This window comes from Agrobacterium vitis, from assembly GCF_037039395.1.
GTDB classification, from domain to species: Bacteria; Pseudomonadota; Alphaproteobacteria; order Rhizobiales; family Rhizobiaceae; genus Allorhizobium; species Allorhizobium vitis_E.
On the sequence record NZ_CP146242.1, the window covers coordinates 734,834 to 758,613 of the forward strand.

22 protein-coding genes are annotated in these 23,780 nt (G+C 59.5%); 8 read left to right on the plus strand and 14 right to left on the minus strand.

What is annotated here, in order from left to right; genetic code table 11:
- Positions 1-1,389: an HlyD family type I secretion periplasmic adaptor subunit gene (locus V6582_RS06115; protein ID WP_156631657.1), complete on the plus strand. Its 1,389-nt coding sequence runs from the start codon at positions 1-3 to the stop codon at positions 1,387-1,389.
- A 282-nt stretch (positions 1,390-1,671) separates the two neighbouring features.
- Here the strand turns inward: V6582_RS06115 and thrH are convergent, their stop codons facing one another.
- Genes thrH through V6582_RS06130 form a run of 3 tightly spaced genes read right to left on the minus strand, consistent with a single transcriptional unit; the run spans position 1,672 to position 3,587 of the window.
- Positions 1,672-2,343: a bifunctional phosphoserine phosphatase/homoserine phosphotransferase ThrH gene (gene thrH / locus V6582_RS06120; RefSeq protein ID WP_156631658.1), complete on the minus strand. Its 672-nt coding sequence runs from the start codon at positions 2,341-2,343 to the stop codon at positions 1,672-1,674.
- Positions 2,340-2,969: a LysE family translocator gene (locus V6582_RS06125; protein WP_156631659.1), complete on the minus strand. Its 630-nt coding sequence runs from the start codon at positions 2,967-2,969 to the stop codon at positions 2,340-2,342. Before V6582_RS06125 ends, thrH begins: the two co-directional genes overlap by 4 nt.
- A 60-nt stretch (positions 2,970-3,029) precedes the next feature.
- On the minus strand, positions 3,030-3,587 hold the full coding sequence (locus V6582_RS06130; protein ID WP_349508956.1) for a 2OG-Fe dioxygenase family protein: 558 nt from the start codon (positions 3,585-3,587) through the stop codon (positions 3,030-3,032).
- Between V6582_RS06130 and V6582_RS06135 the strand changes: the two genes are divergently transcribed.
- Complete coding sequence (locus V6582_RS06135) at positions 3,492-3,767, plus strand: hypothetical protein (protein WP_349508963.1); 276 nt, start codon at positions 3,492-3,494, stop codon at positions 3,765-3,767. The genes V6582_RS06130 and V6582_RS06135 overlap by 96 nt on opposite strands.
- 136 nt (positions 3,768-3,903) lie before the next feature.
- Entirely contained in the window at positions 3,904-4,854 is a 951-nt protein-coding gene (locus V6582_RS06140) for a LysR family transcriptional regulator (RefSeq protein WP_234889653.1), read from the plus strand.
- A 6-nt stretch (positions 4,855-4,860) separates the two neighbouring features.
- Here V6582_RS06140 and V6582_RS06145 read toward each other — a convergent pair whose 3' ends face one another.
- The 3 genes from V6582_RS06145 to ppdK all read right to left on the minus strand — a co-directional run bounded on the left by V6582_RS06145 (position 4,861) and on the right by ppdK (position 10,391).
- Positions 4,861-5,907 carry a hypothetical protein gene (locus tag V6582_RS06145; protein WP_156631661.1) on the minus strand — a complete coding sequence of 349 codons (1,047 nt, stop codon included), beginning with the start codon at positions 5,905-5,907 and terminating at the stop codon, positions 4,861-4,863.
- Between the two features lie 197 nt (positions 5,908-6,104).
- A complete protein-coding gene (locus V6582_RS06150; protein WP_156631662.1) occupies positions 6,105-7,541 on the minus strand; it encodes a pilus assembly protein TadG-related protein in 1,437 nt (478 codons plus the stop codon).
- A 165-nt stretch (positions 7,542-7,706) separates the two neighbouring features.
- The gene (gene ppdK, locus V6582_RS06155) at positions 7,707-10,391 is read right to left on the minus strand and encodes a pyruvate, phosphate dikinase (RefSeq protein WP_156631663.1); all 2,685 of its coding nucleotides are present in this window, start codon (positions 10,389-10,391) and stop codon (positions 7,707-7,709) included.
- A 477-nt stretch (positions 10,392-10,868) separates the two neighbouring features.
- Here ppdK and V6582_RS06160 point away from each other — a divergent pair, with 477 nt between their 5' ends.
- Both V6582_RS06160 and V6582_RS06165 read left to right on the plus strand, forming a co-directional pair.
- Complete coding sequence (locus tag V6582_RS06160; protein ID WP_156631664.1) at positions 10,869-11,372, plus strand: invasion associated locus B family protein; 504 nt, start codon at positions 10,869-10,871, stop codon at positions 11,370-11,372.
- 17 nt (positions 11,373-11,389) lie between these two features.
- Positions 11,390-12,109, plus strand: a complete 720-nt coding sequence (locus V6582_RS06165; RefSeq protein WP_234889654.1) for an SH3 domain-containing protein — start codon at positions 11,390-11,392, stop codon at positions 12,107-12,109.
- 51 nt (positions 12,110-12,160) lie between these two features.
- Here V6582_RS06165 and mhpT read toward each other — a convergent pair whose 3' ends face one another.
- The 7 genes from mhpT to V6582_RS06200 form a co-directional block, all read right to left on the minus strand.
- Positions 12,161-13,411, minus strand: a complete 1,251-nt coding sequence (mhpT, locus tag V6582_RS06170) for a 3-(3-hydroxy-phenyl)propionate transporter MhpT (protein ID WP_234889655.1) — start codon at positions 13,409-13,411, stop codon at positions 12,161-12,163.
- Positions 13,412-13,658: 247 nt separating this feature from the next.
- The gene (locus V6582_RS06175; protein WP_156631666.1) at positions 13,659-14,075 is read right to left on the minus strand and encodes an Ivy family c-type lysozyme inhibitor; all 417 of its coding nucleotides are present in this window, start codon (positions 14,073-14,075) and stop codon (positions 13,659-13,661) included.
- A 64-nt stretch (positions 14,076-14,139) separates the two neighbouring features.
- Complete coding sequence (locus V6582_RS06180; protein ID WP_156631667.1) at positions 14,140-14,469, minus strand: XRE family transcriptional regulator; 330 nt, start codon at positions 14,467-14,469, stop codon at positions 14,140-14,142.
- Complete coding sequence (locus V6582_RS06185; protein WP_234889656.1) at positions 14,459-14,674, minus strand: hypothetical protein; 216 nt, start codon at positions 14,672-14,674, stop codon at positions 14,459-14,461. Before V6582_RS06185 ends, V6582_RS06180 begins: the two co-directional genes overlap by 11 nt.
- A 55-nt stretch (positions 14,675-14,729) precedes the next feature.
- Positions 14,730-18,191, minus strand: a complete 3,462-nt coding sequence (locus tag V6582_RS06190) for a chromosome segregation SMC family protein (RefSeq protein WP_156631668.1) — start codon at positions 18,189-18,191, stop codon at positions 14,730-14,732.
- Between the two features lie 366 nt (positions 18,192-18,557).
- Positions 18,558-19,241: a DsbA family protein gene (locus tag V6582_RS06195; RefSeq protein WP_156631669.1), complete on the minus strand. Its 684-nt coding sequence runs from the start codon at positions 19,239-19,241 to the stop codon at positions 18,558-18,560.
- A 183-nt stretch (positions 19,242-19,424) separates the two neighbouring features.
- Entirely contained in the window at positions 19,425-19,973 is a 549-nt protein-coding gene (locus V6582_RS06200; protein ID WP_156631670.1) for a DUF721 domain-containing protein, read from the minus strand.
- A gap of 78 nt (positions 19,974-20,051) precedes the next feature.
- On the opposite strand from V6582_RS06200, the gene mutY reads away from it, so the two are divergent.
- The 3 genes from mutY to V6582_RS06215 are packed head-to-tail and all read left to right on the plus strand — an operon-like array spanning position 20,052 to position 22,078.
- Positions 20,052-21,173: an A/G-specific adenine glycosylase gene (mutY, locus tag V6582_RS06205; RefSeq protein WP_156631671.1), complete on the plus strand. Its 1,122-nt coding sequence runs from the start codon at positions 20,052-20,054 to the stop codon at positions 21,171-21,173.
- Between the two features lie 12 nt (positions 21,174-21,185).
- The gene (locus V6582_RS06210; protein WP_156631672.1) at positions 21,186-21,794 is read left to right on the plus strand and encodes an HAD family hydrolase; all 609 of its coding nucleotides are present in this window, start codon (positions 21,186-21,188) and stop codon (positions 21,792-21,794) included.
- Positions 21,794-22,078: a putative quinol monooxygenase gene (locus V6582_RS06215; protein WP_156631673.1), complete on the plus strand. Its 285-nt coding sequence runs from the start codon at positions 21,794-21,796 to the stop codon at positions 22,076-22,078. Before V6582_RS06210 ends, V6582_RS06215 begins: the two co-directional genes overlap by 1 nt.
- Here the strand turns inward: V6582_RS06215 and V6582_RS06220 are convergent.
- Positions 22,059-23,777, minus strand: coding sequence for a glycosyltransferase family 41 protein (locus V6582_RS06220; RefSeq protein ID WP_156631674.1), 1,719 nt, complete (start codon positions 23,775-23,777; stop codon positions 22,059-22,061). The genes V6582_RS06215 and V6582_RS06220 overlap by 20 nt on opposite strands.
- Positions 23,778-23,780: the final 3 nt, after the last annotated feature.

Consider the following 23,780-nt stretch of genomic DNA (forward strand, 5'->3'; position numbering starts at 1 on the left):
ATGAGCCTGTTTTCCCAGACATCGACGCCGGTCCCTTCCTCCCCGGCCAACATGCCCGCATCCCCTGCGGCAAACCGGGTACCGCCCACCCCGCAAAGCCACGCCTGGCAGGCTCGCGGTCACACAGCGCTCGGCTATGGCGCGCTGGCCGTCCTCGTGCTGGGGCTGGGTGCCTGGGGCACGCTAACCACCATCCGGGGCGCCGTGGTCGGCAATGGTACGGTGGAGGTGGAAACCAACCGCCAGGTGGTGCAACACCAGGCCGGTGGCATTGTTCAGGACTTGCTGGTCAAGGAGGGTGATATCGTCCAGCCCGGCCAGGTTCTGCTCAGGATGGATGAAAAGCTCGACCAATCCGAGCTGACGATCATTGAAAACCAGTTGTTTTCGCTGCTCGGCAATGCCGGACGGCTGACCGCCGAGCAGGATGGCAAGAGCGAAATCAGCTTCGACCCCGAACTTATCGAAAGGGCCAGGACCGACAGCCATGTGCGCGAGATTATCGAGGGCCAGCGCAACCTGTTGCAGGCGCGACAGGAAAACCGCGACAAACAGGTCGGACAATTGCAGGAGCGCAAGCACCAGACCGCCCAGCAAATCGAGGGCTTGAACGCCAAGCTCAATGCACTGCGCCAGCAAAGGCAATTGATCAGCGAGGAACTGGCCGTGCAGCAGAAATTGCTGCGCGACGGCCTGACCCAGACCAGCAAGGTGATGACGCTGCAACGGTCCGAGGTCGAGGCGGATGGCGAGATCGCCTCGTCCATGGCCAGCATTGCCGAAAGTCGTGCCAAGATCGCCGAGATTGAAATCGCTATTTTGAACGTCAGTGGCGAACTGCGTGAACAATCGATCACAGATCTGCGCAATGCCGAAGCGCAGATTGCCGAATTGCGCCAGAAACGGGTCTCCTCGCTGGAAACCCTCGGTCGGACCGAAGTGACAGCACCGACCGGCGGCGTGGTGTTCGGCCTGACCGTGCATGCCTTGCGCACCGTGGTCAAAGCGGCGGAACCGATCCTCTATATCATCCCGCAGAATGTCGGCCTGGTGATCACCACCAATTTGCCGCCCAATGAAATCGATCAGGTGCATGTCGGACAGAAGGCCGATCTGGTATTTGCCGCTTTCGACCGCCGCCAGACGCCGGATATCCATGGCACGGTGATTGAGGTCTCCGCCGACGTGTTCAATGATGAAAAGACCGGCAACAGCTTCTACAAGGCGAAGATCAAGCCCGATGAACAGGAAATTGCCCGATTGGGTGATGTGCAGGTCCTGCCCGGCATGCCGGTCGAAACCTTTATCCAGACGACGGAGCGCTCGCCCTTCACCTATCTCACCAAACCGCTGGCCAGTTATTTCAACAAGGCCTTCCGGGAGCGGTGATGCAGAGCTTGCCTTACAGTCTATACAATAATCGCCGTTGGCCGCCTGCCAGCAGCGACTATTGGATAGACTGTTAGGAAAAAGGCAACCCGATTTTCCGTAAAGGACAAACGAAAGCAAGAGAAATGAGAGTCTGCCTGGTTCAACCGGAACCCACGGACTCTACTGCATAATTCTTTAAACCGGAGTTGGTTTCAAGAGAAAATTATGCAGCAGATATAAAGAGCTACAGCGAACCTTTGTGCGCCATATATGGCGCATGGCGCTGTATCGCCAAAACCATCACCCGAAAGCACTCCGCAGGAATGTCGATGCCTTCGCGGCAGGCGGTGTGTGGTCGCTATACATCAGCTCGTCGAGGGCTTCGAGAACTTCGCGATAGGATGACGTGGCCCGCAGATCGGGTGCGGCCAGCAGGGTCGTCATCGAGGGTTGAAACAGCACCCCATAGGTTGCCGACCGGATCATCGAAATGTCGTTCAATGCATCGCCCATTGCAAAATGGGCGCATCCCTCGGTATCGACCGCATCGAAGCAGAGATGTTTTCCGGCCAGCCCGTTCCAGAAGTTGAAGCCGGTGACGATATCCTCGTCATTGGTCTGAAAACTGTGACAGAGGACCTGATCGGCAGCGATCTGCTCGATAAAATGCCGGTTCATCGGGCTGAAGGAGTCCGAGACGATCACCACGCGCCCGCGCAGCTTGAGCGCGGCGAGGAAATCCGCTGCCCCATTGAACAGATCGAGTTCCGCGACACTGGCGCATATTTCGGCCAGGGTAATGTGGTGATCGGCCAGATGCTTGATCCGCTGGTCCAGCAATTGACGGTAATCGGGAATTTCCCGCGTGGTCGCCTGGAGTTCGGGAATACCGAATGCCTTGGCGAGATGAGGCCACATTTCCGGCGCGAGAACGCCTTCGAGATCGATGAAGGAACAGATGGATGCGGTCATTGCGCGCCACTCCCCAAAGTGCCCGCGGTGAAGAGAATGGCCCCCAACGAGGCGAGCACGACCCCGATCAGGATATTGAACACGCGCTGGCGACGCAGCACGACAGTTCGAATGGCCGGGTTGGACAGAAAGGTCGATACGGATGCAAACCACAGCAAATGCGACAGGGAGATGAACAGGCCCCAAAGCAATTGGTGGGACAGCGGCGTGTCCTTGCCGATGAATTGCGTATAGAGACTGATCACGAAAATCGACGTCTTCGGATTGAGACCATTGGTCAGAATACCGGTCATCATTTCCCGGCCCATGGATCTGTCACTGGGAACGAGACTGCCTTCGACATCTCGTATCTTGCTGAAGGCCGTAGCCAGGCCCGCATAGACCAGATAGGCCGCGCCGACGAATTTGATGATATCCAGAATATTGGGGAAAATGTGCTGGATGATCGCAATGCCGAACATGGCATAGATCACATGAAACCAGCAGGCGATGGCGATGCCCATCGAGGCCGCAAGCCCGGATTTGCGGCCATAGAGAAAGCTGTTGCGCGACACCATGGCGAAATCCGCGCCGGGGCTGAGAACGGCCAGCCAGGTTATCGAAGCAATCAGAAGTATTTGTTCCATAAGTATGCGGGCTCCGGATCCGGCAACAGCCGCGCGTGTCCGCGCGGCTGACATCTGCATTTATTTGCGGCGGAAGGTCAGGACCAGAACATCACGCAGGCCCTGCTGGTCGGGATCGAGCCGGGTGATCGGGGTCACGCCATGGGCGACGCGCTCATCATTGACAATGGCCGCATCGAAGGGTTCCACCAGGGTGAATTCCGCCAAGGTACGACCGTCCCGATCAAGGATGGAGGTCTCGCCACCGACGATATTATGACGCTTGATGAGAACCATCAGCACGAAATCCACGCCATCGCGGTGAACGCCCTCAGGCGTCGGCTTGCCACCGTTCTGCACGGCCTCGATGCGGAACTGGTGCAATTCGACATGCCAGGTGGAGAAAGGCGACAGGGCACCAAAGAGATTGGACGCGAAGGAAAAAATCGCCTGCATCACCGGATTTTCAATGGTCGATGCCAATACAGGCTCGAAATGGCGCTCAATGCCCCCATTTAAGTGATTGTAGGACGTCGCCTGAAAATGAGGCTGATGCTTTTCCAGATGGACGGGCCCGCCTTTTGGCGCGCCCGTCAGGGTTGCGTGCCGGCGAAGGCGATATTTGCCGCCGTCGGCCATATAGGTATCCGGCTTAAGGTCATCCCAGGAGGCCTGAAAATCGGCGATATCCTGGCTGCTAAAATGGTTTTGATGAATTGCATTGAGAAAATTGTTACTTTCAAGAAACACAAAATCGAAGTCATGCAACTGTTGGCAGACATCGATATTGGTCACATTGGCCGGATCGCTGTGCTTTAAGACTGAAATATTGCCTTGCATTGAAAATGGCTCCGATTTCATCGGCGTAACCCGCCGACAACGATTATCAATCATATGTTGTGTTTCGTGAAAACCGATATATTTTCGAGCAAAAGCGTGAGGTAAATTCACACATATGCCCGACAGTTCCGAATTCCGATCGAGGATGGCGCGCCTGCCGCAATTGGGGGCTTTGAAGGCCTTTGCGGTGGCGGCGCGGTATGAAAGTTTCGTGCTGGCGGCCCGGGAATTGCACGTTACACATGGGGCAATCAGCAAGCAGGTCAAGAATCTGGAGGAGAGTCTGGGCGAGCCGCTGTTCCTGCGTCGCAACCGGGCTGTCTTCCTGACGGAGCGCGGTCGTCAATTGGCGGCCAGGCTTGCCTCCGTGTTCCAGGATCTGGAAAATGTCGTCACGGATTTTCGCAGCAATGCCTATGCCCAACCCCTGATCGTCTCCTGCGAACCGACGCTCTGCCTGAAATTCCTCATACCAAACCTGGGCGATCTGAAAGAGAGGACCGGTCTGGATGTCAAGGTTCTCGCAGCGGGCGGAAAAATCGACTTTCGCCGCGATCACGTCGATCTTGCCGTGCGGCGCAACGATTTTGCCATCGACCCTCGCCTGCATGTGAGGGAGTTGGCGCCGGAAGCGATGGGCATGGTCTGCACGCCGCAGGTGGCGGCTGACCTCAGCAAAGCGCCTCGCCCCAGCGTGCCCGCTCTGCATACCCGCTCGCGCCCCGATGCCTGGCTGAACTGGTGCAAGACCCAGCCAGGGGGCCGCAAGTTCAAGTCGGACATTTTCTACGAGCATTTCTATCTGGCCCTTGAGGCGGCGATGGCCGGCCAGGGTGTCGCACTGGCATCGATCCATATGGTGACGACGGATATGGCAGCCGGACGACTGGCCGCGCTCGGTGCGTTTCATGAGGATGGCACCCATTATCTTGCCGTCTCCAATAGCGATTTTGCCGCCGACGAAAGACGGCTGGTGTTCACCGACTGGCTGTCGCGCCGCATGCGCGCCCATCTGGCGCAGGCATCCACTGCGCGTCCGACCGCAGAAACCCGGCATCTGCCATAGGCATTGTCACCCACCAATTTTCGGCGTTTTCAGCCCCTCGAACACGGAGGGCGCATTGGGGTCGGGCTTTGGCTCCTCTTCCAGAAAATCGGGCACCTGCGTACCATTGGAATTCATCGAGCCGTAGGCGCCCTTATCTTGCAAGGCAGAGGGGTCTTGCAAGGCAGAGGGATCGCTCGGAGCCGTACCGGGGTCCTCGCCATCGATTGACAGGTCCGGCTGACCGAGATCGACGGGCGGCTGGGTCTTGATTGGTAGCGGCACATAGAGCGAGACGGTGACGATAATGGCAATGACCAGCAGCCAGCTGCCGAGGATGCGCGAGGGAATGTTCAACCAGGGGCCTTTGAAGCAGCGCAGCAGAAAGGCCGGAGTGAGGATAATCCACAGGGCCGAAAGCACAGAGGCAATCGCAAAGGACGGAATGCCGACGCCGAAATCGTCCAGGCCGAGAAACAACGAGAAGGAAAAGGCAACAACAGCAGCGGATGCCAGCATGGCCCAATCCCGCCAGCGCCCCGAAAGCCAGAGACTGGCGCCGGTGATGGCGACGGCCACCGGCGCGATCAGATAAAGCACCTGCCCCAGCGCGCTGTCGCGAATGACGACGAAGATCGGGTCGAAAAACAGCAGCATGACCGATAGCACGCCGAGAAACACACCGATGGTGATGGCGAATTGCCGGGCGCTGGGCATCATCGCGCAGGCGACTGCGATGCCCATCATGGCCAGAACCAGATCATACACCGAGAAAGTGAACAGCGCGCCCAGTTCGGTAAAGCCATAATCATGCGGCAGGCTTTGCGACACCGCCAACAGGAACAGGCCGAAACCGGCCAGAAGTGCACTGGCGCGGAAACGATCCGTCTTCATAACGCGACGGGCTTGCGCCCATTTATCGGTGCCGGTCGCAGCCGCAGGACTGGCCTTGCTCTGCCCCTCGCGCTGCTGTTTGCTGGAATGTGAGCCAGGCAGCGGCGTGGTGTCGCGGCCCTTCTGACGGCGTTTGCGGGAGGTGGGAGCCGTGGAGGATGTCCGGTGCGTGTCGTTCATCGGGCCTGGCCTTTGCGAGTGTGACGACCCGGCTTCTCTCACAATCAAGGCAATTTGTCACCCATGCGGCTCTTCATCCTGCCTTTACAGCGCCGTGCGTTTTATAAAACGCTCAAAAGACGCTGTAACTCTTTAAATCTGCTGCATAATTCCTTGAATCGATTCCGATTCAAGGAATTATGCAGCAGCCGTCCGGTTCACTGCGTCAGCCGCACCGTACTGCCAATGATATTCTTGGAGATCGCCGTATAGACATCCTTGATATTGGTGGTGGAGGCGCTGAAGTAATATTTGGTGCCGCTGGAGCAGGTCTGCAAATTTTTGACATCGGCCTCCGAACTGTAGGAGATCGCGTAAATCTCGATATTGCTGGATTTGATCGAGTCGCACGTGGTCAACAGCGCGTTGGTGGCGGTGTCGTTGCAGGATTTCGTGCGGTTTTTATCGCAGATCCAGTCCAGCTTGTCGGTGTCACTCGGTCCAAATTTCACATTCATCTCGCCATCGGTCATGAAGACGATGACCTTTTTGACCTTTTCGGAATAGTCGGCGGGCGCGGTCCCACCACCCCATGCCGAGCGCCATTTGGGCGACAACGTGTACCAGCCGGCCAGCATTCCGGCGTCGAGCCGGGTGGAGCCTTCTGACGTCATGTCCGCGATAGCGCTTTGCAACGTGCTGAAGCTCGATGTCAGGGGAACGATGGGCGGCGGGCAGAAACTGGTGGAAGAGCCGGTGTTGGAATCCTGCGCCACGAAGGCCTCGGTGCTGGGTGGAACATCGCTCAGGCCATTGGTGCCGATGGCGCCATTGTCTTTCATTTCCACGTCGGCGCGCGGCTCGACGCAGCCGATCCAATAGTAATTTTTCGACGTATAGGCGAGCGGCGTCACATTATCGATCCACTGCGTGAAACTATAGCTTGAGGACGAGTAATAGGACTTGGGATCGGTCCAACGGCTGGGTACGGCAGCATTGCCGCCATAGGCTTTCAGCCAGTCCTTATGGGTGAGGCCTATGTTGAAGCGGCTGGAAAACGGCGCGATGGCGATCTTGCTGCGCTTGGCGACCGTGGCGTCATTGGCAAAGGAGGTCAGAAAGCTCTTCACTGCCGTCTGCATTGGCACAAAGCGGCCTTCCTCGATCATCGAGCTGGAGACGTCGAGCACCAGGGACACTTCAAGATCAATATTGCCCGGCAGTGCCGCGCAGGATTTGGCGGAGACCTCTACGGTCCTGACGCCAGCAAGCTGCATGAAACTGGTTGGCACGCCCTCACCGACGACAATGCAGATTTCCTTGCCATCCGCCGACAGGGTCGGCCCGCTCAACCGCTTGGGGACAGCAGCGGTGTCGACATCATTGGAACCCTGATCCGCCAATTTGGACTCGAGATAGCTGTCGATCCCCGACGCCAGGGCATCGACGCCGGAAGACGAGGAATAGCTCGATGCCGCCGCCAGGATAGCCGAATCGGCGGTCACCTGAATATCGTTGCGATGATCCCGCGCCGAACTGTAGTCCACCGCCGCACCGACCGCCAGAAGCAGCGGCATCATCAGAATGGCCGACATGATGGCAAAATTGCCATGCCGGTCGGCGGCGAATTTTAAAAGCAGCTCTCTAAGGCGCATTTTACCCAACCATGTGCTGAAGCGGCCGGGACACCAGCCCCGATCTTCAATCCTTGTTGGAAAGATGTTTTATAAAACCGTTTGAAAGAAAGCCGAAATCTAATTGATAAAATGCAACTCAATAGGGCATTTTGTGCCGAAACGACGAATAATCATCCGTTAGGTTCAAACTTCTTTCGCCATGAGACGCCGTTGCTTGATGCTGGCCTGGGCCGCGGACAGCCGGGCGATCGGCACCCGGAAGGGTGAGCAGGAGACGTAATCCAGCCCGACATCCTCGCAGAAATGGATGGAGGCCGGGTCGCCGCCATGTTCGCCGCAAATGCCGAGCTTCATATCGGGCCGGGTCTGGCGACCGCGCTCGGCGGCCATGCGGATCAACTCCCCGACCCCGTCGAAATCCAGCGAGATGAATGGATCGCGCTCGATAATCCCCTTGCGCTGATAGGTCGGAATGAAGGCGGCGGCGTCGTCACGTGACATGCCGAATGTGGTCTGGGTCAGGTCATTGGTGCCGAAGGAGAAAAACTCGGCAGCCTCGGCAATCACATGGGCGCGAATGGCGGCACGCGGCAGCTCGATCATCGTACCGACCAGATAGGAGATTTCCAGCTTGCCTTCGCGCATCACTTCGGAGGCGATGCGGTCTATCACCCCCTTCACATAATCCAGCTCGGAGCGCAGCCCGACCAGCGGCACCATGATTTCAGGCACGACCGGCGCGCCGGTCTCCAGCCCTGCGGCAACGGCGGCCTCGAAAATCGCCCGCGCCTGCATTTCGGCGATTTCAGGATAGGAAATCGCCAACCGGCAGCCGCGATGGCCGAGCATGGGGTTAAACTCGTGCAAAGCCTCGACCCGCTGCGCCAGTGCGCGCGGCTCCATGCCCATCGCCACCGCCACCTCGGCGATTTCCTTGACGGTTTTCGGCAGGAATTCATGCAGCGGCGGATCGAGCAGGCGGATCGTCACCGGCAGACCATGCATGATGGTGAACAGCTCGGTAAAATCCGAGCGTTGCATCGGCAACAGCTTGTCCAGCGCGGCGCGCCGTCCGGCCTCGTCCTCGGCCAGGATCATTTCGCGCATCACATGGATGCGCTCGCCTTCGAAAAACATATGTTCGGTGCGGCAAAGGCCGATACCTTCCGCTCCGAAGGACCGGGCGGCGCGGGCATCGCCCGGCGTATCGGCATTGGTGCGCACCGTCATGCGGCGCGTGCGGTCGGCCCATTGCATCAGCTGGGCAAAATCCCCCGACAATTCCGGTTGCAGCATCGGCACCGCTCCCTTCAGCACCTGGCCGGAAGAACCGTCGATGGTGATGATATCGCCCTTCTTCAGCTTGACACCGACGCCCAGCAACACGCCATTGCGGATATCGACCCGCATGCTGCCCGCACCGGCCACGCAGGGAATGCCCATGCCGCGTGCCACCACCGCCGCATGGCTGGTCATGCCGCCACGGGTGGTCAGGATCGCTTCGGCGGCATGCATGCCGTGAATGTCTTCCGGGCTGGTTTCCATGCGCACCAGAATAACCTTGCGGCCTTCTTCCTTGGCGCTGACAGCATCTTCGGCGGTAAAGACGATTTCACCGGTTGCCGCCCCCGGCGACGCCGGCAGGCCGGAGCCGATCACATCACGTGCCACCCGCGGATCGATGGTGGGGTGCAAAAGCTGGTCCAGCGACGCCGGCTCGATGCGCGACACCGCTTCGTCCTCATCGATCAGCCCTTCCGCCACCATATCGACAGCAATCTTCATCGCCGCCTTGGTGGTGCGCTTGCCGGACCGGGTCTGCAACATCCACAACTTGCCGCGCTCGATGGTGAATTCCACATCCTGCATGTCACGGTAATGGGTTTCAAGCTGCGCGCAGACCGCCGTGAACTCGGCAAAGGCCTTGGGCATCAGCTTTTCCATCGACGGCTTGTCGGAGCCGCTTTCCAGCCGCGCCCGTTCACTCAAGGATTGCGGGGTGCGGATGCCCGCCACCACGTCCTCGCCCTGGGCATTGACCAGAAACTCGCCGTAAAGCTGGTTTTCGCCCGTCGACGGGTTGCGGGTAAACGCCACCCCGGTGGCCGAACTGGAGCCAAGATTGCCAAACACCATGGCCTGGATATTGACCGCCGTGCCCCAATGGCCGGGAATATTGTGCAGCTGACGATAGGTAATGGCGCGGGCATTCATCCAGCTGGCAAACACCGCTGCCACCGCCCCCCAGAGCTGAACCTCAGGATCTTGCGGAAAGGGTTCGCCCAGCTCATCCTCGATCAATTGCTTGTAGAGGTCAGTCACATGCTGCCATTCATCGGCGCTCAGTTCAGTATCGAGTTCATGGCCAAACCGGCCCTTCTCATGCTCAAGAATTTCCTCGAAAACTTCATGATCCAGCCCCAGAACGACGTCGCCATACATCTGGATGAAGCGGCGGTAACTGTCCCAGGCAAAGCGGGCGTCTCCGGCGCGATGGGCAAGGCCGACCACCGTCTCGTCGTTCAGGCCGAGATTGAGCACCGTATCCATCATGCCGGGCATAGAAGTGCGCGCACCGGAGCGCACCGACAAAAGCAGGGGATTTTTGGCATTGCCGAACGTGCGTCCGGTCTCGGCTTCGATCAGGTCGATACCGGCCAGCACCTCTGCCTTCATGTCATCAGCCAGACTGCGGCCATGGGCGTAGAAATGCGTGCAGGCATCCGTGACAATCGTCAAACCCGGCGGCACGGGCAGGCCAAGACCCGCCATTTCGGCGAGATTGGCCCCTTTGCCGCCCAAATGTTCAACATCGCCAGCGCCGCCCTCAGCCTTGCCGGCGCCGAAGCTGTAGACCCACTTCCCCATGGTCGTTTTCTTTCTCCGCCCGACTGTTCTTGTTTTCGCATCGGATGACCCGAAAACCGGTTCCCACTTTTCGGTCCGATGCTTGTATCTCCGCATCGGATGACCCGAAAACCGGTTCCCACTTTTCGGTCCGATGCTTGTATCCCTCAAAAGACTTAGCGCATTCGCGTTCCGTTGAAAATCTCATAATATCAATCGTATCCCGCATTGCAGCATAATTGCGGCATCCCGCGCTAAAGATCAACGCGGCGAGGCTCGGTGCGGTATTGTGGAACGGCTGGAACCGGAAAGAGGCCAACCCCTGTTTCGGGGGCGATTTTCTTTGTCAACCCATTGATATTTCAATAATTTGCGACGGAATGTCGCAAATTGGCTCAACCAATTGTGAAGAGAAATTAACGTCTCGGTAACCTCATGGCCGGCTGATTGGGGTAGAGAACAAACCGCTACTCACTCAACCAAAGGAGATTGCCAGATATGTCATCACTACAAACCGTTGCATTAATGCTTGCCATTCTTGGGTTTTCGGCGAGCTTTGCATCGGCAGCACCTCGGATGGTCAAGCAGTTCGATCACTGGGGGCTGTTTTCCTATAAGGATGGCGGCAAGACCGTTTGCTACGTGCTGTCCGTGCCTTCAAAGGAAGATCCTGTTGGCATCGACCATGGCAAGAATTTCTTCCTGATCGCCCCGAAAAAAACCGGCGGCGTCAATTATTACCCCCAGGCCGTGATGGGCTACGACGTCGCTCAGGGCTCGACCATCGACGTGAACGTCGATGACAAGACGTTCCAGATGGTGCCGAAAGCCAATGTCGGCTGGACCCGGCTGGAAGCAGAGGACGCAAAGGTGATTGCCGCCATGAAGCAAGGCCGCCGGATGACCGTGAAGACCACCTCGAAGCGTGGCACCCACACGACCTATACCTATTCGCTCCAGGGCGTTTCGGCGGCGCTGAAACAGGCCCAGGCCTGCCGCTGACATGTCCAAAACCGACAATGCCTGAAAAATGCACCCTGACCACCAAAGGTGGTTTCACACAAAGGCTCCGCGATGACGACGCATCCTCGCCGTCAACAGATTTCGACGATCTCAAATGCATCAATGCCTTAAGTCATTCGAAAGCTGAATACGGTCCGTCATTTTCGGTGGCTCCCCGTGTGAACCGCCGCGCCCTGTTGCCCATGCTGCTGCTGACCCCGTTGATCGGGGCGGCAAGCCTGCTTGCGCCCGGCACGGCTGCGGCCATGCCGATGCTGCGGCAGAAGGGTCGCGTTACCGGCTATCCGCTGCCGCGCTTTGCTTCGCTAAAGGCCGACAGGGTGCGAATGCGGGCTGGCCCTTCTACCGATTACCCGGTTCGCTTTATCTACGAGGCCCGGGGCCTGCCGGTGGAAATCATCGAGGAATACGACAATTGGCGACAGGTTCGCGATAGCGACGGCACCAGCGGCTGGATGTCCGCTGTCATGCTCAGCGGGGCGCGCACCGGTCTTGTCGCCCCCTGGCGCGGCTCGAAAGGCGATCTCGTCATGCTGCGCGACCGCCCCCTTGCCACGGCTGCCGTCACCGCCCAACTCCAGCCACGGGTACGGCTAAAAATCCGCGACTGCGACGGGCATTGGTGTTCAGTCTCGGTAGAACGAGGTGGCCCTTCCGGCTTTGTCCGGCAGGGCCTGGTGTGGGGCGTTTATCCCGGCGAAACCATCGGTAATTGACGTTTTACAACCAGAATGCCGGACCGCTTCCCAAGCAAGATCCGCAGACGGTCAAGGCTTGACCATGGAGGGCGTTGCATGGCCCGGCACACCCTTCGCGGTGCTATCCTGCGGCAGGTCGCGCAGCCGCGACAATAGCAGAACGGTTGCGATACCGGCGATAACAGCCACCGGCACGATCGCCATCAATACCTCGGTCGGCGAGCGTCCAGCGGCAATCAAACCACCGGCAAACAGCGGCCCGACCACCGAACCGAAACGTCCGACGGCAACGGCAAGTCCCACGCCGGTACCGCGAACATCAGGCGCGTAGCATTGCGGCGCAATGCCGTAGAGCAGCGACTGGGCCGCCATGACGCTCACCCCGATCAAGGCGCCAGCGATGGCATTGGCGGCAAAATTGGCCGGTGCCAATCCGAGCAGCACGAGAGACGCGACCAGGAGAAGGAAGCAGAGCGAGCCGTTGAGGACCTTGCGTTTCCCGTCAAGGAACCAACCGCCCGTCAAACCGCCCACGGCCCCGGCAATATTGAAGATCACCTGGATAAGGCCGGCCTGCTGGCGATCCAGCCCGCGCGTGACGAGAAGCGTCGGCAACCAGTTGAGCAGAAGATAGAGCACCATGATGCCGAAGAAGAAACCCGTCCAGAGCAGGATGCTGCGCAGCGCCGTATCGGCGGAGAACACCTGACGCCAGGCGCCTTCCTTCCTGGTCTTTTCCGACTTTTCAACCTTGAGCTGCGGCAGCATCATAAACAGTGGCAGCACGAGCAGCATCGGCATGATGCCGCCGGCAATGAAAATGGTGCGCCAGTCATCATGCAGGCCGGCCATGGCCACCACGCTGGCAATCGCCCCACCAAACGGAATACCGGCATACATGATCGACACGGCCCGACCGCGACGCTCCGGCGTGGTCGATTCGACAGCTATGGCCACCAGGTTCGGCAACGCTCCGCCCAGGCCGACGCCGGTGAGAAAGCGCATGGCGATCAACCCTTCCACGGATGTGACTGCTGCCGTAGCGAGCGAGAAGATCCCGAAGATGAAAAGCGCCAGGCTAAGACCCAAACGGCGTCCGAACCGGTCGGAGATCATGCCGCCGGAAACGGCGCCAAAGATCAGGCCAAATGTCGCCGAGGAAAAGAATAGTCCCATCTGGGCGGGTGTCAGCCCGAAGACCGGCGCCAGTTTCGGCGCCGCCACGCCCGCAGCCTGAAGGTCGAAACCTTCAATCATCGCCGCCAGAAAAACCAGAAAAATGATCCGGGACGAGCCCGGTCGCGATGTTGTCGACAGCATAATGCCTCCCATTGATGCCGATAACGGTTCAACCGCTCGCCTCCTCGCGCCCGGTCAGACCTTTTGGATAATCCCTCAGCCATCCTGACCGCGCCATCTGCGCGGCAAGATGCCGTAAAGTATGTTGAGCATACTATTGGAATTGGCATTTAGCAATCGTGGCTTGCTGGAGAGGCGAAAATCTCTCCGATCAAAGCGAGACCTCTATTTTCTATTTAAATACAAAGGATTGCAGCCTCTCAGACCATCAACCGGGAGCACGCGCCAAGGCGGTCTTTTCCGCCTCGCTTGGCGCGCCGAGAAAGATCTCGCCTTCCGCCTGGTCCTGAATAAGCATCACCGCATGCTTGCCATCGGCGGAAAACAGCACACGAACGGCGCTTTGCTCGCAGCGTTTTGGCTGGCAGGCGTAGAATAACTGCATGGGCTTGGCGTCAACGGGCATTTCGACGGAAGCGAGCCCGATATAATCATCCTTGCGGACCATGTTCAGTACCCAAAGCGGGATGCCCTGACGACCGCGCACCAGCCCCGTCAGCGCATCACGATGCGGCTTGGAGGTTTTCACGGTCTGCGCAAGGAAATTGCCGGAAAGATTTTCGGCTGCTGCCGGAATCGCAAAAAGGCAGGCAAGAGCGGTCAGCAGCAGTATCCAGCGGGCCATGCAAATCTCCTGTCAAATATCTGGCCTCGCCCGCCGGTAACGCCAATTGGGCAAGGCCAGCCCATCACGCAGTCTGCTTCACATAAATGTCCGGGTCGAAATCAACCCGTTTGGCCTTGCCATCGGGCATTTTCAAAACGATTTCGACACCGCCCCCGATGGAATGCATGTAGCGAACGATCGACGATATCAGCACATCATCAGCATTTTCCATTTTCGAAACGGTATTCTGCGTCATGGCGGCTCCTGATGCGACCTCCTGCTGCGTAGCATGCATGGCCTTGCGCACCTCCGCCAAAGCCTTACCCAGACGACGCTCTTGACGTTTTGCGTCAAGCCGAACACGAACATCGTCGGGGAGTTCAGCGCGTAACGTCTTCCAATCAGTGCTCATTGAGCTTGGTCCTGATCTCTTTCATATTGGCATGATCCGAACCAGAAAGTGTACCCACCTCAGGACGACCCAAAAACGGGCTATCGTCTTCGAGATGGTCCAACAATTCGCCAACCAATTCCTTCAAACCCCAGCCCTTCAAACCGAAGCCTAGTGCCTTCCACTCAGGAATGAAGTCGGAATGGAACCGCACGATGTATATCATCAATCATCCAAAAATATATATTTAAAGATATAAAAACAAGAGCCGTCGAAGACGGTCACACAGCCTCGCGCAATTGCTCCGCCGTCTGCAAGTCCACCGACACCAGTTGCGAGACGCCCTGTTCGGCCATGGTGACGCCGAACAGGCGGTTCATGCGGGCCATGGTGATCGGATTGTGGGTGATGATCACGAAACGGGTTTGCGTGGAGGCCGCCATTTCGTCCATCAGGTTGCAATAGCGCTCGACATTGTGGTCGTCGAGTGGCGCATCGACCTCGTCCAGCACGCAGATCGGCGCGGGATTGGTGAGGAAGACCGCGAAAATCAGCGCCATCGCGGTTAGAGCCTGTTCGCCGCCCGATAGCAGCGTCATGGTCTGCGGCTTCTTGCCGGGCGGGCGGGCGAGGATTTCGAGGCCGGCATCCAGCGGATCGTCACTTTCAATCAGCTGCAATTCCGCCGTGCCACCGTTGAACAAGTGGGTGAACAGCCGCTGGAACTGCGCATTGACCACGTCGAAAGCCGCCACCAGCCGTTCCCGGCCCTCACGGTTCAGGCTCTGGATCGCCCCACGCAGCTTGCGGATCGCGTCGATCACGTCGTCGCGCTCCTTGATCAGGGCTGCGAGCTTGTCGGACAATTCCTTCTGTTCTTCATCGGCGCGCAGATTGACGGCGCCCAGCCGTTCGCGCTCGATTTTCAGCCGGTCCAGATCGCGCTCGACTTCGCGCAGGTCAGGGATCGCGTCATCGGGTTTCAGCCCGGTCAGGCGGAAGGCCTCATGCGGGCCGACATTGAGCGCTTCCTGAATGCGGGCCTCGGCATCCTTGCGCCGCTCGCGTCCAGACAGCAACCGTTCTTCCGCCCGGCCCCGCCGCTCACGCGCCTCAGCCAGCGCCGACAAGGCGCTAGCAGCGACCTGATCGGCCTGACGCTGGCGGGCCTCCGCCTCCACCAGCCGGTCGGCAGCGGCGCGCCGGGCGGCTTCAGCCTTGTCCAACTCGCCCATCAGCAACCGGCGCTTTTCATCGAATTCGTCGGGGGCGGCTTCCAGCTCGGCCATTTCGTCGCGGGCTTCCGCCTCGCGTTCCCTCAGCGTGGCGATATGCTGAGCGGCACTTGCCGCACGCTGCGCCCAGCTTTGCCGCTCCTGACGGATTGCCATGATCCGGCGCTGGCGCTGGTCGTTTTCGCGGGCAAACCCTTCATGGCGGGCACGGGCTTCGGCCACCAGACCGCGACCGGTGGCGACCTCCATCTGCAATTGCCGCAATTGGTCGTCCAGCGCCGTCAGGTCAGCCTGATCGGCAAGGGCAATCTGCGCTTCTTCCGCTAGGCTTTCGGCCTCTTCGATCTGGGCGCGAAGACCGTTTACCGCCTCTTCCACCACGGCGCGGCGGCGCAGCAGATCGCCGCTAGCACGCTCGGCAGCGCTCAACGCCTCGCGGGCTTCAGAGAGTTGGCGCAGAATTAACCGTTGGCGCTCACGCACGTCCGCAAGACGCGCTTCGCTCGACATCACCGTCTCGCGCGCTGCCGTCAATTGTTCTTCAGCGTCTTCCAGCCCGATACGAGCCTCGTCAACCTCTTCTTCCAACGCCTTCAAACGGTTCTTCTGGGCAAGGCGAAGGGCCGCCGCACTCGGCGCTTCAGAGCCTGTGACATGGCCATCCCAACGATAGACGGCCCCCTCCCGCGTCACCAGCCGCTGGCCGGGTTTCAGGTCCGGTTGCAGGCGTTGGGCGGTGGCCGCATCGGTGATGCCGATCTGTTTCAGCCTGCGCAGCAAAGCTTGCGGCGCCGACACATGCGTGGCGAGAGCGACGATGCCAGCGGGCAAAGCCGGGTCATCACTATCAGGCCCGGGCATGGCCCAATGGGCAGGCGCACGCGCATCGAGCGGGCTTTCCAGATCGTCGCCAAGGGCGGCACCCAGCGCGGTTTCAAAGCCGCGCTCCACCGTCAGTGCGTCGGCCACCGGCGAAAATTCTCCGGCGCTGGCCGAAGCGGCCAACATTTTGGCAATGGTTTTCGCCTCGGTTTCCAGCGCCGCCAATACGGAGCGCGCAGCCTCCACCGGGCCACGGGCCAGCGCCTCGGCCCGGCGTGCGGCGCTTAAAGCCTCTTCCGCTTGCGCCACCGTAGTTTCGGCCTCTTCCACGGCATATTCACCGGCTTCCAACGCCTCGCGCTTTTCCTCCGGGTCCGGCAGGGCAGCGAGCTTTTGCGCCACCGCGTCCAGTTCGCGGCCTGCCTCTTCGGCCTGACGCTCCAGCCGCAAGCGCTTGTCAGCGAGGTCGCGTAGCGCCCGTTCCAACTGGTTGCGCCCGGCTGCCGCCTCGGCGCGTTCGGCGGTGGCAGCGGCAAAGCGGGCTTCGCTGTCGGCAAGACTGGCGGAAGCGTCTTCAAGCGCGATGCGCAGATCGTCGGCCTCCTGGCCGCTTTCCGTCAGCACCTCTTCCAGTTCGGCTTCCTCGGCCGCGAGCCGCTCGAGAATTTCGGCATTGTCATCGACCAGCCGCTGCTCGCGGGCAATATCTTCTTCCAGCTGCAACAGCCGCCGGGTTAGTTCGTCACGACGTTTGAACAGCCGTCCGGCATCTTCCTCCAGCTGGCTGCGGGCAATCTGCAAGCGTTGCAGGGAGGCTGCGGCCTTGACCTCTTCGTCACGCAATTCCGGCAATTGCAGGCTGGCAATGGCTTGCGCCTTGGCCGCCTCCATCTGCTCCTGCGCCCGTTCGGCCACCAGCGAGGTCGTCTCGTTGAGCGAGGCTTCCGCCTCGGCCTCGGCCTGCCGCGCTTCCGTCCAGCGGATGTGCAGCAGCATGGCATCGCGGGCGCGGATATCGGCGGACAGCATCTTGAAGCGATTGGCCTGACGGGCTTGGCGTTTCAGGCTCTCGATCTGGCTTTCCAGCTGGGCGACAATATCCTCCAGCCGCTCCAGATTGGTTTCGGCGGCGCGCAACCGCAGTTCCGCCTCATGGCGGCGCGAATGCAGGCCGGAAATTCCGGCGGCCTCTTCCAGCAATTGCCGGCGTGCCTGCGGCTTGGCCTGGATCAGCTCGCCAATCCGCCCCTGGCCAACCATCGACGGTGAACGCGCCCCGGTCGAGGCATCGGCAAACAGCAATTGCACATCCTTGGCGCGGGCTTCCTTGCCATTGATGCGATAGACCGAACCGTTTTCCCGCTCGATACGGCGGCTGACCTGGATTTCGTCGCTGTCATTGAAAGCGGCGGGCGCGGTGCGGTCGGAATTGTCGAGATAAAGCCCAACCTCTGCCGAATTGCGGGCGGGGCGATTGCCGGAGCCGGAAAAGATCACGTCGTCCATGCCGGAAGCGCGCATGTTCTTATAGGAGTTTTCCCCCATCACCCAGCGCAGCGCCTCGACCAGATTGGACTTGCCGCAGCCGTTCGGCCCGACAACCCCGGTCAATCCGCGCTCGATGATGAATTCGGTCGGTTCGACGAAGGATTTGAAGCCGACAACCCGAAGCTTGGTGAACTTCATGGGCCTATCCCAACAAAGAGATCCTCAGGAGCAGCAGCCTCTGAAGCGTATTGTCTGCCAGATTGGGAAGGTTTTTGAAAGGAACAGTCAAAAGGAAGACCGTGTGGCTCCCCCTCACCCCGCCTCCGCTGCGCTCGGCGGACCTCTCCCCGCTGGGGAGAGGAGACCCGAGACGCTGCGGCTCCTGACTCTTCTCCCCGGCGGGGAGAAGGTGGCGGCAGAGGCAAGAGGGGGGCGAAGCCCAATACTGATGAATTTCGTAACGCAATAGCCGCAGGTCGGTCTGCATAGATCAACCCTGACACCGGCCACAAAAAAACGGGCGCATGGCTTTCGCCACCGCCCGCCTTGATCGGATGCGCAGTGTCAGAGAAGGCTGTCGATGAGCGCCGACATGGATTCAACCGACATATCTCCAGAATAGCTTTTGCCGTTGATCAGGAAGGTCGGGGTTGCGTTGACGCCGAATTGCTTGGCGCCGCGGTCCCGCTCTGCGGTTACATCACCGGCAAGCTTGGTGTTCGTCAAGCAAGCCTGGAAGCTTTCCTGTGTGAAACCGGCCATTTTCGACATTTGCAGCATGGCGCCGCGCACATCGCCATTGTCAGGCGCTGCCCAGGAGCGCTGCTGCTTCAGGAACATGGTGATGAAAGGATAATATTGATCCTTCGGGGCGCAACGCGCCAGCATGAAAGCGGCGGTGGCGGCGGGGTCGAAAGGAAACTCGCGGAAGACGAAATAGACCTTGCCGGTATCGATGTATTTTTCCTTGATCGTATCGAAGGTCGTGGCGTGGAAATGGGCGCAATGCGGGCAGGTCATCGAGAAATATTCAACGATCTTGACCGGTGCATCGGGCTTGCCAAGCGCCATGTCCGGCAGGGCGCCGGGTTTCATCACTTCAGCCATATCGACATCATGGTCGGGCTTGGGCATTTCGGCGGCGGCAAAGGCCGGGCTCACCATACCCGAGACAGCAAGGCCCGTGGCCGCCGTGGCAATACCGGCCAGAAGATGGCGCTTGGTCAGGATCAGTTCTGAATTCGACATTATTTCACCCGCATAGAGTAACGATCGTGCTGTAAAGCTGTGCCCGGTTATACCTGTCTCTCACACACTGACAAGACATCGCTCGCAAGACTGAGTTGTCACGAGACAGGCACACCACCGCCCCACAGCACGGTTCAGACTGTATGTGAGGGTTTTGGCGTGCCAATTCAAATTACAAAGCTGTCATTTCGGCTTTTTTTGCGACAAGACCGCCCGGCCCAGCCGCTCGACCGCCTTTTTGAGATTGTCGCTTTCAATCCCCTCCGTCATTTCCGAGAGCTTTTTCGCCTGCACCGCATCCAGCCGACCCGGCCCGCGCCGGTGCCTGGCGGTATTCGACACCGGTTTTTGCACGATGCGGATCTGGCCGATGGCCGGATAGCCGAAAAATCCGTTGATACGGGCAATCAGCTCGCCCTGCGCATGGTTGAGAAACAGCGCGCGTGCGCCTTCGCAGGCAATGGTCAGCACGCCCGCCTTATACCCGCCGGATTGACCGGCAGGCGCACTCGATTTCTGGCCGGATTTCTGGGCTGAATCCTGACCGGCATAGTCGCGCCTTGGCCAGACGATTTTCTCGGGCCTTGTGCAATCGGCAAAATCGGCCCCGGCAATCTCCTCCCAGGACGACAGCAGCGCTGTCGAAATGCCGGCACGCCGCGCAATCACCGGATCGATGATACCGTTGGCCAGTTCCGAAATCTGGGCAGCGCCGCGTTTTTTGAAGGCCATAGCTGGATGGTGCCTCGTCATTGCAATCCGGAACGCTTGATATGCGCCGTGATTCGCTACCATATATATAGTATGAGCATGAAAACCCGAAAACCTGCCGAAGAAATCCCCCCCGAAGACGGACCCAGCACTGACGACCTTCTCGCCTGGTATGACCGCCATCACCGCGACCTGCCCTGGCGGGTTTCGCCGCCGATGGCAGCGCGCGGTGTCACGCCCGACCCCTACCACATCTGGCTTTCGGAAGTGATGCTGCAACAGACCACGGTACAGGCGGTCAAACCCTATTTCCTGAAATTTCTGGCGCGCTGGCCGAAAGTCACCGATCTGGCTGCCGCCCCGACCGAGGACGTGATGGCGGCCTGGGCGGGTCTGGGCTATTACGCCCGCGCCCGCAACCTGAAAAAATGCGCCGAGGCTGTCGCCAATCTGCATGGCGGCGTCTTTCCCGACACCCAGGACGGCCTGCAATCGCTGCCCGGCATCGGCGATTATACTTCAGCCGCCATTGCCGCCATTGCGTTTAACCGGCAGGCGGCAGTGATGGACGGCAATGTCGAGCGGGTAATTTCGAGGCTATACGCGATCTCCGATCCCCTGCCCGGCGCCAAACCGGCCATAAAACTGCTGGTCACGGCGCTGACACCCAAGGATCGGCCCGGCGATTTCGCGCAAGGCATGATGGATCTGGGCGCCACCATCTGTACACCGAAGCGGCCTGCCTGTGCGCTCTGTCCGTTCAACACCCACTGTCTGGCGCTGAAAGCCCATGACCCCGAGCATTTTCCTGTCAAGGCGGCGAAAAAGGCAAAGCCGGTGCGGCTTGGCGCCGCCTTCATCGCTCTTGATGACCGCAACCGCATCCTGCTGCGCAAGCGCGCCGATAAGGGGCTTCTGGGTGGCATGACGGAAGTGCCGACCACCGAATGGACGGCCCGCATCGACGGCGACGACAGCGAGGCCAGCGCGCCCATGGACGCCAATTGGCGGCCCTGCGGGGTCATCACCCATGTGTTTACCCATTTCGAGCTGCGGCTGACGATCTTTAGGGCCGATGCGGTCAAGGTACGGCCTGACGATTACCATTGGGCCGATCACGGATGGTGGGAGCCGCTCATCAATCTTGAAGCCCAGGCGCTGCCGACAGTGATGAAAAAGGCGATCACCCAGGCTATACCCGAGGCCTTCGCGACCAGATAAATGGAATAGAGCATGGCAGAGATCCGGCATATCGTTTTCGACATCGGCAAGGTACTGATCCATTACGACCCCAATCTACCGTTCAGCCGGATCATCCCGGATGCCAAGGAACGGCAATGGTTTTTCGACAATGTCTGCACCCATGACTGGAACATCGAACAGGACCGGGGCCGCACATGGGCCGATGCCGAAGCGCTGCTGATTGCCGCACATCCCGACCGCGAAGCGCATATCCGCGCCTTTCGCCAGCATTGGCGCGAAATGGTGCCGCATGCCTATGATGGCACCGTCGAGATCTTCAATGCCCTGATTGATGAGGGCCGCGATGTGACCATGCTGACCAATTTCGCCGCCGACACCTTTGTGGAAGCTCGCGAGATGTTTCCCTTCCTCAACCGCCCGCGCGGCGTCACAGTGTCGGGCGAAATCGGCCTGATCAAGCCGGATGTGGCAATTTATCACCGTCACGCCACCGATTTTGGTCTCGATCCCGCCCATTCGATTTTCATTGATGACAGCCTGCCCAATGTGGTGGGTGCCAAGGCTGCTGGCTGGCACGCGGTGCATTTTGTCAGTCCGGAGAAGCTCAAGACGGATTTGCAGGCTTTGGGCGTGATCTGATGGCGAAAGTCTTTCTGGACGGCCATATCGATGTGCCGGAGGGCCGGCTGGCGGCAGTCAAAGCCGCCTTGCCGCTGCATATCGAGCTGACACGCGCCGAGCCCGGTTGTCTGTCCTTCAGTGTCACTCCCTGCCCTGATGTGGCCGGACGCTTCCTGGTCTCGGAAGTGTTTGCCGATCAGGCCGCCTTCGAGGCCCATCAGAGCCGCAACCGCGCTTCTGCCTGGTTTGCGGTCACGCAAGGGATCGCCCGGGACTATCAGATTAGAACGCAAGGGGACTGACGGTCGGCGGCCTTGCCGGGACATCGATATGATCCGGCTCCAGCCCGGCCTTGGCGCGCGCCACCATCATCTCGTAGGCATCTTCGAGATGGTGAGTAAAGCGGTCGGTATCAAACAGCGGCGTGGTGTGCCTATTGGCGGCGATCCGCTCACGCAGCGCCAAAAGGCGGGACGGGTTGCGGGCGAGATCCAGCGCCTGGGCAATATAGGCCTCGACCGTCGGCGCCACGAGTTCGGGGATGTCGAGCGCGGACAAAAGACTTTCCGAAACTCGGGATGCGAAACTGCGACCCTTGAGGGCCAGAACCGGTACACCGGCCCAGAGGCAATCGGATGTGGTGGTGTGACCGCAATAGGGAAAGCTATCAAGCACGAGGTCGACGGCCTGCACACGCGCCAGATGCGATGCATAAGCCAGTGGCGGCGCGAAAATCAGCCGGTCCGCCGAGAGCCCCTGCCGGGTGAAATAGCCACGCAGATTGTCCCTGACGTTTTCCTGCCCGCACAACAGACACATCACACTGTCAGGCACCTCTCGGAAGATGGACAGCCAGGCATCGGCGGTCTGCGGGCTGATTTTCCTGATATTGTTGAACGAGGCGAAGATAAATTTGTCCTCTGGCAACCCCAGGACCGTTCTCGGTGCAGGCGGCGGCAAGGGCCGATTGATATTGTCATTAGGCTCATAGGTCTCCGGCAGGCGGCAGAGTTTCTCATGATAGAACGGCTTGCTGCTATCCGGCGTCACGATCGGGTCGCCGATGACGTAATCGCAATCAATGCCGGTGCCGGTGCAGGGAAAGCCCAACCAGGCCACCTGGATCGGCGACAGACCAGAATTGACCAGATCGATCCGGGCATCCTGGGTATGTCCTTGCAAATCGACGAGAATGTCGATTCCATCGCTCCTGATCAGATCACCCGCTGCCTGCGTTGAGAGGTCGGCAATTCGCTTGATCGTCCCCATGCGAGCCCGCGATCCGTTGTCGCGGTCGATCTTGGCCTGCTTGGTATAGCAATAGAGAATGATCTCGAACCGGTTTCGATTATGACGTTCGAGGACGCCCTGCAAGTTGACCATTACCGCATGATTGCTGGTGAAATCGCCAGAGAGATAGCCGATGCGGATTTTGTCGCCATAGACATGCGGCTTCGTGCGGCGGGCCAATCTGATCTGCGGCGAGACGGCCGATTTTTCCTGGTTCGATAGGCGGGCAAGCATGCTCTCATCATCGCACCAGTAAAGGGCGTCCATCGGCATTTCGCAGGAAATCGCAAATTCATCGTCAGCCGCGATGGCGCGCGCGGCCGCGTCGTTGGCCAGCTTTAGCTCATCCAGCATTGCGAGTTCGAAAAGACGTTTGCGGCGTAGAAGGGCCGCTTCAAGATGGCGGGGGTCATCCTGCAAGACGTGCTCGGCAAGGGCGACGGCTTTTTCTCTGTTTCCCGTGTTTTTATAGAGATCGTAAGCCAGTTTGCGCAACTGCGCCCCTTCCCCCCCAAGACGCTCCGCCGCCCGCACGTAATAATCCGCCGCCGCTTCGGCATGACCGAGCTTGTAGAGACATTGTCCAGCGATAATCGCCATCCTGGGATCATCGGCAAGGCTCGGCGGCAAGGCCTTCACCTCATCAAGGGCAGCCTGGAACAGGCCCTGCGAATAAAGCGACAGGATCGTATTGGTAAGGTCAGCGGTCATGAT